The organism is Actinoplanes sp. NPDC024001, assembly GCF_040638955.1.
Lineage (GTDB): Bacteria > Actinomycetota > Actinomycetes > Mycobacteriales > Micromonosporaceae > Actinoplanes.
Genome location: NZ_JBEZZB010000289.1, coordinates 1 through 7,558 on the forward strand (window position 1 = coordinate 1; position 7,558 = coordinate 7,558).

Sequence of the window (7,558 nt, forward strand, 5' to 3'; positions counted from 1 at the left end):
CGGATTCCTGCGCCTGGCGTGCGCTGTCATCTGCTACCGCCGCGCCGCCAAGCAGAACCTGTTGACCAGCAACCATCCCAAATGAGATGCGGTCTTAGCGAAGGGGTGCTGTCACCGGGAAGTGCGCCGGGAAGCCGATTTCTTACAGCCGAATCCGCTTCACCGTTCTCTCGATCGAGTCGGTTGCCAAGTGCGGCTGAGCGTGTCTGAGTCGTGACGGTGAGTGCGGAAAGTGAGGGAGATCGCTGTCCGCCGGCGCGAATTCGGCGGACGAGGGGCTGGTTCGGCGCCGGGTGGGCGATCCGCGATGCCGGACGGCCCGGTGTGATCCGGACGGAAGGCCGGTGGGCCGGCCCGCGCCCGCGTGCGAGATTGTCGCGACGCTGCGCACAGGGACGGCGCGCGCGGGCAGCACGGCGCAGGGGAGAACCGATGGACGACGCTCTGGTGGCCTACAACGCGGGCCGGGTGGACGAGGCCGCCGGGTTGCGGGACCCGCAGATCGCCGAGGATCCCGAGGTCGGGGCCGACTACCGGATCGGCCTGCTGGACGGGCGGATCGCCGCTTTCCACCATCTCGCCGAGATTCGGCGGATCCTCGGGGTGGAGGGTTCGTTGTACGAGCGGCCCGACGATGTGACCGGCTCATGATCAACAACTCACAAGGCCCGTCATCCGGCAAGTGACCGGCCGTTATCATCCCGGAAACATGGCCTTGCCGGTCTGGAAATCAGGTCTTAGGAGTCTTGCGGCGAGGCTTGTTCACGGCGGCGGCGGCCGGGTATGTGGACAGGCCTCGTGACGGCGGCACAGGATGGGGACCGGATGACCGAGGGAGCACTGGCCGGATTCACCGTGGCGGTGACGGCGGAGCGGCGGCGGAACGAGATGGCGGCGCTGCTGGAGCGCCGGGGAGCGCGCGTGGTGAGCGCGCCGGCCATCACGATCATTCCGTTGATCGACGACGACGCGCTGCACGCGGCGACCGCGGCCTGCATCGGCCTGGAACCACATCTGGTCGTGGCGACCACCGGGTTCGGCTTCCGCGGCTGGCTGGAGGCGGCCGAGGGCTGGGGGATAGGCGACCAGCTCCGGACCTCGCTGCGCGGCGCCCGCATCCTGGCCCGCGGCCCGAAGCCGTGCGGCGCGATCCGGGCGGCCGGGCTCACCGAGGAGTGGGCGGCCAAGACCGAGGCGAACGAGGAGATCCTGCAGCGGCTGCTCAGCGAGGGTGTCGCCGGCAAGCGGATCGTGGTGCAGGAGCACGGCGAGCCGCAGACCGAGTTCGTCGACGCGCTGCGCTCGGCGGGCGCCGCCGTGGTGGAGGTGCCGGTCTACCGCTGGGCCATGCCGCCGGACATCGCGCCGGTGAAACGCCTGGTCGACCAGATCACCGGCGGGCAGATCGACGCGGTGACGTTCACCAGCGCCCCGGCCGTGAAGGCGTTCTTCCAGGTCGCCGGCGAGTCCGAGGCCGACCTGCGGAGCGCGTTCGCCTGCCGTACGCTCGCCGCCTGCGTCGGGCCGGTGACCGCCGCGCCGCTGATCGACCGGGGGATTCCGGTGGTGATGCCCGAGCGCTACCGGCTCGGCGCGCTGATCAAGACCGTCACCGACGAGCTGCCCAAGCGGGCGGTCCGGCTCCAGGTCGCCGGCTCGACCCTTGAGGTACGCGGCCACGCCGTCCTGATCGACGACGTGATCCACGGGCTGGCGCCGGCGGCGATGGCGATCCTGACCGCGCTCGCTCGGAAGCCGGGCGCCGTGGTGTCGAAGGATCAGCTGGCCGAGTCGCTGCCGCGGGGCAACGACGGGCACGCGGTGGACGTGGCGGTGGCCCGGCTGCGCGCCGCCCTCGGTTCCGGCAAGCACATCGAGACGGTGATCAAGCGCGGCTACCGCCTGCGGGTCGACGAAGCGGCATAAGCGAAACAAGGCAGAAACAAAGCAGCGGGTTAGGTTCGGGCGCTACCCGAACCTAACCCGCCGGTTCTGAAACACGGCTGACTCATTACGCAGCCCGTCGGAAACACAGCGCCCGCAGAATGACGGCGCGAACCGGAACGGCTTTCCGCCGTACCCGATGAATGTCGGCAGTGACGCCGAGCGCAACCCCTCGCGTGCCTGATGCCTTGCCGGGCCGCTGTTTTGTCAAAAGACGCCGCACCGAGGAGATTCACCGTGACCGAAACCTTGATCGCTGTTGCGCACGGCACCCGTTCGCCGCTCGGCCGCCGGCAGATCCAGCAGCTGGCCGCCGCGGTGGCCCGCCGCCGTCCCGGCCTCGACGTCCGCCTCTGTTACGTCGACGTGCAGGAGCCGAAGGTCGCCGACGTCGTGCCGACCGTCGAGCACGCCGTGGTGGTGCCGCTGCTGCTCTCCTGCGGATATCACGTGCGGGTGGACATCGCCGAGGCCGTGACCGGCACGAACATCCCGGTGACCGGCCCGCTCGGCCCGGACCCGGTGCTGCTGGAGAGCATGCGCCGCAATCTGCCGGAGGCCGACGCGGTGGTCCTGGCCGCCGCCGGATCGTCCGATCCGCGGTGGCGCGCCGACGTCGGCAACGTCGCGGCCGACCTCGGCGCGGCCGCCGTCGGTTACACCTCGGGCAGCGGCCCACGGGTCGCCGACGTCGTCGCGGACCTGCGCGCGAACGGCGCGAAAAAGGTGGCCATCGCTGCGTATCTGCTGGCCGAAGGTCTTTTCTACCGTACCCTGCACACCGCCGGCGCCGATTCCGTAACACCTCCGCTGTGTCACGACGCGGCCGTCGCGGATTTGGTATTGCGTCGTTTTGATGCCGCCCGGCTCACATCGGCCGTCAACGCGTTGTAGGGATTTCCTGACAACAGCGTCACCGTCAGGCGACGTAAGGGTTAACGGGCCGCCGAGAGGATTCTCCTCGTGACGGCGACCCAGACGCATTGCCCCTACTGCGCCCTGCAGTGCGGGATGACGCTGACGCCCGAGATCCCCCTGCGACCGGGGATGCCGGGTGTCCGGCTTGAGCCGGCCGACTTCCCGGTGAACCGGGGCGGCCTGTGCGCCAAGGGCTTCACCGCGGCGGACCTGCTGGACCACACGGACCGGCTGCTGACGCCGCTGGTCCGCAAGGAGCCCGGCAACCGGGAGAGCCCCCTGCGGGAGGCTTCCTGGGAGGAGGCGTACGAGCAGATCGTCGCGGCGATGACCCGCAGCCAGCGGGAGTTCGGCCGCGACAGCGTCGGCGTCTTCGGCGGCGGCGGGCTGACCAACGAGAAGGCGTACGCGCTCGGCAAGTTCGTCCGGGTGGCCCTGCGCTCGTCGGCGATCGACTACAACGGCCGGTTCTGCATGTCGAGTGCGGCGACCGCGGCGAACCGGGCGCTCGGCGTCGACCGCGGGCTGCCGTTCCCGCTGGCCGACGTCGCCGAGGCGCAGACCGTGCTGCTGGTCGGCGCCAACCCGGCCGACGCGATGCCGCCGTCCATGCAGTACCTGGACGCGGGCCGGGCCAACGGCGCCAAGCACATCGTGGTCGACCCGCGCCGGACCAACACCGCGAACGGCGCCCACCTGCACCTGCAGCCGCTGCCCGGCACGGATCTGGCCCTGGCCAACGGGATGCTGCACATCGCGATCAGGGAGAACCTGATCGACGAGGCTTTCATCCACCACCGCACCGAGGGTTTCGCCGCCGTGAAAGCAGCGACGAACTCCTACTGGCCCGAGCGCGTCGAGCGGATCACCGGCGTCCCCGAGGCCCAGCTGCGCGAGACGGTCCGGCTGCTCGCCGGGAACCGCCCCAGCATGATCCTCACCGCCCGCGGCGCCGAGCAGCACAGCAACGGCACCGACACCGCGCAGGCCTGGCTCAACCTGGCGCTCGCGCTCGGCCTGGTCGGCCGGCCCTTCTCCGGCTACGGCACGATCACCGGCCAGGGCAACGGGCAGGGCGGCCGCGAGCACGGTCAGAAGGCCGACCAGCTGCCGGGTTACCGCAGGCTGGACGACCCGGCGGCCCGCGCCCACGTCGCGAAGGTGTGGGGCATCGACCCGGCCGAGCTCCCGGTTCCCGGGCTCTCGGCGTACGAAATGATCGATCGTCTCGGCGCCGACGGCGGCGTGCGCGTCCTCTGGGTGCTGGCCAGCAACATCGTGGTCTCCGCGCCGGACAGCAATCGCGTGCGTGACCGCCTCGGCCGCACCGACTTCCTGGTCGTCTCGGACATCTTCCGTTCGGAGACCGCCGAGCTCGCCGACGTCGTCCTCCCCACCGCCCAGTGGGCGGAGGAGGAGGGCACGATGACCAACCTCGAGGGCCGCGTCCTGCGCCGCAGGATGGCCCTTCCGCCGCCGCCCGGGGTGCGCACCGACCTGCAGGTCATCGTCGACCTGGCCGGCGAGCTGGGCCGTGGCGAGTTCTTCACCGGCGAGCCGCGCGAGGTCTTCGAGGAGCTGCGCCGCGCCAGCGCCGGCGGGATCGCCGACTACGCCGGCATCAGCTACGAGCGCATCGAGGCCGAGCAGGGCGTCTTCTGGCCGTGCCCGAGCGAGGACCACCCGGGCACGCGGCGGCTGTTCGCCGACGGCTTCCCGACGGCCTCCGGCCGCGCGAGGTTCATCCGGGTCGATCACCGCGACGCGGCCGAGCTTCCCGACGGTTCCTTCCCGTACGTGCTGACGACCGGCCGCAACATGCAGCAGTACCAGAGTGGCACCCAGACCCGGCGGGTGAAGGCGCTCAACGTGGCGCTGCCCGAAGCCCGTGCCGAGATCCATCCCGACCTGGCCCGCCGGCACGGCATCGCCGACGGCGACCTGGTCGAACTCCGTAGCCGCCGAGGCGTCGCGACGTTGCGCGCCCGGCTCAGTGACGGCATCCGCCCGGACACGGTCTTCGCGCCGTTCCACTGGCCCGGAGCCAATGCGTTGACCAACCCGGCCTTGGACCCGCACTCCAAGATGCCCGCTTTCAAGGTGTGCGCGGTGGCGATCACGCGCGTACCGGAAGGGACTTTCGGATGACCCAGAGACTTGTGGTGATCGGCAACGGCATGGCCGGCGCCCGAACCGTCGAGGAGATCCTCGCCCGCAACGGCGACTTCGAGATCACGATGTTCGGTGACGAGCCGTACGGCAACTACAACCGGATCATGCTCTCCAACCTGCTCGCCGGGGTGGAGGACGAGGCCGGGATCTTCCTCAACGACCTGAGCTGGTACGCGGACAACAACATCACGCTGCACGCCGGCGTGCGGATCGAGAAGATCGACCGCAAGCGCAAGGTGGTCATCGCGGACGACGGGACGAAGACCCCGTACGACAAGCTGATCATCGCGACCGGGTCGAGCTCGTGGACGCCGCCGATCAAGGGCATCCACAACCCGAAGCGCGGCTTCCACCAGGGCGTCTTCGCCTTCCGTACGCTCGACGACACCCGCGGCATGATCCGGTACGCCCGGGACCACGAGCGGGCGGTCGTGATCGGCGGCGGCCTGCTCGGCCTGGAGGCGGCCCGCGGCCTGCAGAACCACCTCAGCCACGTGACCCTGCTGCACGCCATGGGCCACCTGATGGAGCGGCAGCTCGACGAGCGGGCCGGCCAGATGCTGCAGGCCAGCGTCGAGGGCAAGCTCGGCATCGAGGTCGTCACCAACGCGATGACCACCGAGATCCTCGGCAAGGACCGGGTCACCGGAGTCAAGCTGGCCGACGGCCGGGAGATCCCGTGCGACGTCGTGGTGATCGCCGCCGGGATCCGGCCGAACACCCAGATGGTGGCCGACAGCGGCCTGCCGGTCGAACGCGGCATCGTGGTCGACGACCAGATGCGGGTCCAGGGCGAGCAGGACATCTACTCGGTCGGTGAGTGCGCCCAGCACCGCGGCAACCTCTACGGCCTGGTCGCGCCGCTGTGGGACCAGGCGAAGGTGCTCGCCGACCACATCACCGGCCGCGACGACGAGGCCGCGTACACCGGCTCGAAGCTCTCCACGAAGCTCAAGGTGGCCGGCATCGACGTCGCCTCGATGGGCCTGATCGCGCCGGAGACCGACGACGACGAGGTGATCATCTACAACGAGCCGAAGAAGGGCATCTACAAGCAGCTGATCATCCGCGACGGGGTGCTGGCCGGCGCGATCCTGGTCGGCGACAACCGCAAGGCCGCCAACCTGATCCAGGCCTTCGACCGGGCGCAGGCCCTGCCGGAGGAGCGGGCCGAGATGCTGTTCGACATCGGCGGCCCGGCCGGCGAGGTCGCGCCCGCGGACATGCCGGACGACGCCCAGGTCTGCAACTGCAACGGTGTCAGCAAGGGCGCGATCTGCGGCGTGGTGAACGCCGGCTGCAAGACGGTCAGCGGCGTGATGGACAAGACCCGCGCCGGCAAGGGCTGCGGCACCTGCAAGCCGCTGGTGCAGCGGATCGTCGAGTGGGCCGCCGGTGGTGAGGCCGAGGAGGACCCGGCCGCCTCCTGGTACGTCCCCGGCGTACCGATGCCGAAGCCCGAGCTGATGGCCGCCATCCGCAAGTACGAGCTGAAGAGCGTCTCCGCGGTCTTCGCCAAGCTGGTGCCCGGCGGCCAGGAGGACGCCAAGAGCAAGATGGGCCTGGCCTCGCTGCTGAAGATGATGTGGGGCGCCGACTACGTCGACGAGCGCGACGCCCGCTTCATCAACGACCGGGTGCACGGCAACATCCAGAAGGACGGCACCTTCTCGGTGGTCCCGCAGATGAAGGGCGGCGTCACCACCCCGGCCGAGCTCAAGCGCATCGCCGAGGTCGCCGAGAAGTACAACGTGCCGATGGTCAAGCTCACCGGCGGCCAGCGCATCGACCTGCTCGGCATCCCGAAGGAGCAGCTGCCGGCCATGTGGGCGGACCTCGACATGCCGTCGGGCTACGCCTACGCGAAGAGTTTCCGCACCGTGAAGACCTGCGTCGGCTCCGACTTCTGCCGCTTCGGTGTCGGCGACTCCACGGCGCTGGGCATCGCCATCGAGGAGCGTTACCAGGGGCTCGAGGGCCCCGGCAAGATGAAGCTCGCGGTCACCGGCTGCCCGCGCAACTGCGCCGAGGCGTACGTCAAGGACCTGGGCGTCGTCGCGATCGACGGCGGCAAGTGGGAGATCTACGTCGGCGGCGCCGCCGGCGCCCACATCCGCAAGGGTGACCTGCTCACCACGGTCGGCTCGGCCGAAGAGGTGATCCGGCTGACCGGCCGGTTCCTCCAGTACTACCGCGAGAACGCGAACTGGCTGGAGCGCACCTACGCCTTCGTCCCGCGGATCGGCATCGACCGGATCCGGGAGATCGTCGTCGAGGACTCCGACGGCATCGCCGAGGCTCTGGACGCCGCGGTCGAGGAGGCCGTGCAGGCCTACAAGGACCCCTGGAAGGAGCGGGCCGTGCCGGCCACGCCCGGCCAGTTCCGTACCTCCCTTCCCCTGACCGTTCTCCCCCAGGTTCCGGTGCGCGCATGACACTCCCTGTGTCAACCTCAGGCAGCGAGCAGATCGTTTTGTCCAGGTTGAATGAGGCGTACGGCGTTGCCGTGCCGGGCGGGATCGTA

5 protein-coding genes are annotated in these 7,558 nt (G+C 70.0%); all 5 read left to right on the forward strand.

From position 1 onward, the window contains the following. Positions 1 to 432: 432 nt before the first annotated feature. A complete protein-coding gene (locus AB0F81_RS49640) occupies positions 433 to 651 on the forward strand; it encodes a hypothetical protein (RefSeq protein ID WP_360211176.1) in 219 nt (72 codons plus the stop codon). 174 nt (positions 652 to 825) lie between these two features. Further along, positions 826 to 1,926: a uroporphyrinogen-III synthase gene (locus tag AB0F81_RS49645; protein ID WP_360211178.1), complete on the forward strand. Its 1,101-nt coding sequence runs from the start codon at positions 826 to 828 to the stop codon at positions 1,924 to 1,926. Positions 1,927 to 2,181: 255 nt separating this feature from the next. Then, complete coding sequence (locus AB0F81_RS49650; RefSeq protein WP_360211180.1) at positions 2,182 to 2,838, forward strand: CbiX/SirB N-terminal domain-containing protein; 657 nt, start codon at positions 2,182 to 2,184, stop codon at positions 2,836 to 2,838. 69 nt (positions 2,839 to 2,907) lie between these two features. Next, on the forward strand, positions 2,908 to 5,010 hold the full coding sequence (locus tag AB0F81_RS49655; protein WP_360211182.1) for a molybdopterin oxidoreductase family protein: 2,103 nt from the start codon (positions 2,908 to 2,910) through the stop codon (positions 5,008 to 5,010). After that, the gene (gene nirB, locus AB0F81_RS49660; RefSeq protein ID WP_360211184.1) at positions 5,007 to 7,469 is read left to right on the forward strand and encodes a nitrite reductase large subunit NirB; all 2,463 of its coding nucleotides are present in this window, start codon (positions 5,007 to 5,009) and stop codon (positions 7,467 to 7,469) included. The genes AB0F81_RS49655 and nirB overlap by 4 nt, the downstream gene beginning before the upstream one ends. Positions 7,470 to 7,558: the final 89 nt, after the last annotated feature.

Bases quoted from the DNA above. Each gene is read 5' to 3' on its own strand.
- AB0F81_RS49640 (WP_360211176.1), top strand. From the start codon at position 433: ATGGACGACGCTCTGGTGGCCTACAACGCGGGCCGGGTGGACGAGGCC.
- AB0F81_RS49645 (WP_360211178.1), top strand. From the start codon at position 826: ATGACCGAGGGAGCACTGGCCGGATTCACCGTGGCGGTGACGGCGGAG.
- nirB (WP_360211184.1), top strand. From the start codon at position 5,007: ATGACCCAGAGACTTGTGGTGATCGGCAACGGCATGGCCGGCGCCCGA.